Origin of the sequence: Plesiomonas sp., assembly GCF_051650925.1 — a bacterium.
Taxonomy (GTDB): Bacteria; Pseudomonadota; Gammaproteobacteria; order Enterobacterales; family CAMTGL01; genus Plesiomonas.
The window spans coordinates 1-2,105 of the sequence record NZ_JBOFRH010000304.1 but is presented as its reverse complement, the minus strand read 5'-3'; the positions used below and the strand labels follow the sequence as shown (position 1 = coordinate 2,105).

Here is a 2,105-nt window from a genome sequence, read left to right as displayed (position 1 = left end):
TTTTGGTTAATACCGGTAATGCCTGCGCACATGATGTTTTATGCCTTGCACAGCATGTTCGTCAGTCGGTATTTGCTCGATTTTCAGTCTGGCTCGATCCTGAAGTGCGTTTTATCGGCCGTTCCGGTGAGGTGAATGCTGTGCAGGTACTGGAGTGAATATGAAAAGTACAGATACGCCTTTGCAAATTATACAGTGGCTAGCAGATGGGCAATTCCACTCAGGTGAGCAACTCGGGAAGCGTTTAGGTATTTCGCGCGCAGCTATTAGTAAACATATTCGGACTTTGCAAGATTGGGGATTAGATCTCTTTAGTGTCCCAGGAAAAGGGTACTGTTTGGCAGAGCCTATTGAGTTGTTAACAACTGATGCGATTAAATCTATTACGCCTTCTAGTCAGTTTGAGCTGATCCCTATTATCGGTTCAACCAATCAGTATTTACTCGACAGAATTGGCCAATTTCCTTCTGGTTATGCTTGCCTTGCTGAGTATCAGCAAGCTGGACGCGGGCGGCGTGGTCGGCCTTGGGTATCACTGTTTGGTGCCAATCTCTATTTATCAATGTACTGGCGCTTAGAGCAAGGCCCTGCAGCGGCAGTTGGCTTAAGCTTGGCTATCGGCGTGATTGTTGCTGAAGTATTGCAGCAGCTGGGTACGGATGCTATTCGGTTAAAATGGCCAAATGATCTCTATCTGAATGATAAAAAAGTAGCGGGTATTTTGGTTGAGTTAACCGGACAAACCGGTGATGCGGCACATATCGTGATGGGAATGGGGATTAATGTCTCGCTTCCTGCTTCTGTTCGTAGTCGCATTGACCAGCCGATTTCATGTTTAAAAGATGTATGCCCGACACTTCCACGCAACCAGCTTGCTGGGCGCTTATTAAAAGCACTGGAAGAGAATCTTCCGCTGTATGAACAACAGGGCTTATCGGCATTTTATGAGCGCTGGAATGCACTCGATAACTTTACGGGTAGACCGGTGAAGTTGTTGATGGGTGAACAGCAAATTGAAGGTGTTGCTTGCGGTATTGACTCACACGGCGCACTGCGCTTGCGCTTACCCAGCGGAGAGTTAAAAAGCTTTGTCGGTGGGGAAATTTCACTGCGTCCACTTTAGTAAACTGATAGCTTCAATACTCATTGCAACAAATAAAAAGGCCGCAGCATAATGATATGTACTGCGGCCTTTTGATACATCAATGCCAAATAAAGTATTGAGAGCTAAATCAGAACAACTCTTGTTGAGAGCCCGAGCTATCGATGATGGTTGTTCCTACTTCATGTGTTGGCTTTTCTGTTGGTTCTGTTCCGGGAATAAAATACTCAACCCGTGAACGGCCAGACCCATCGGCTAATTTACCGGTTTTCATGTCAATTGGGATACTTAAAATACCGCCAGGGATCTGTTTTGGTTGCTCAGGGATCCCGCTAAGCGCGGCCTGCATAAATGCATTCCATGCTGGCTGGGCTGATTTTGCGCCCCCTTCGTAACCTGAAATAACTTGACCACTTAAGTTTGGATTTTGTGTTGAACGGCCCAATTCGCGGCGGTGATCGTCAAAACCAACCCATACAGTCGTTACCGTACTCGGCCCGTACCCAGAGTACCACGCATCTTTTGAATTATTGGTGGTACCGGTTTTACCGCCAATATCATGCCGTTTGAGCAATTTTGCCGCTCGCCAGCCAGTACCTTGCCAGCCGGCACCCGGTTCACCCCAAATAGCAGACTCGAGTGCATCACGAATTAAAAATGCCAGTTGGGTACTGATAACATGCGGTGCATAACCTTCACTGGTTTCCGTCTGTGTAAGCAGCGGCGTATCAACATGCTCAATTTGTGGCATAGGTACTGCCCCGTCTTGTGCAGGAAGATCTTCAGTTAGTGCGTTACCCAATACTGCTGCTTTTGCTGTTGTACCGTATACCACCGGTATATTGCAGGTTCCCGTACAGGCAATCAGTGGTTTGGTTTCCTCCAGCAATTTACCGTTTGAGTCCTCAATTTTGCTGATGAAATAAGGCGTAATTAAATAGCCACCATTGGCAAAAACTGAGTAACCGCGTGCGACAGATAGCGGGGTAAAATCAGCCGCTCC

Annotated in this window: 2 protein-coding genes and 1 pseudogene; 2 read left to right on the top strand and 1 reads right to left on the bottom strand. The window is 47.0% G+C overall.

Annotated features, from left to right (window positions below; translation table 11 throughout):
- A pseudogene (locus ACRC27_RS07175) lies at positions 1–158 on the top strand (UDP-N-acetylmuramate dehydrogenase); the annotation flags it as partial.
- Between the two features lie 2 nt (positions 159–160).
- Complete coding sequence (birA, locus tag ACRC27_RS07170; RefSeq protein WP_438630184.1) at positions 161–1,123, top strand: bifunctional biotin--[acetyl-CoA-carboxylase] ligase/biotin operon repressor BirA; 963 nt, start codon at positions 161–163, stop codon at positions 1,121–1,123.
- A 109-nt stretch (positions 1,124–1,232) separates the two neighbouring features.
- Here birA and ACRC27_RS07165 read toward each other — a convergent pair.
- Positions 1,233–2,105 (bottom strand): penicillin-binding transpeptidase domain-containing protein (locus ACRC27_RS07165; RefSeq protein WP_438639530.1); only part of this gene is annotated, 873 nt, incomplete at its 5' end.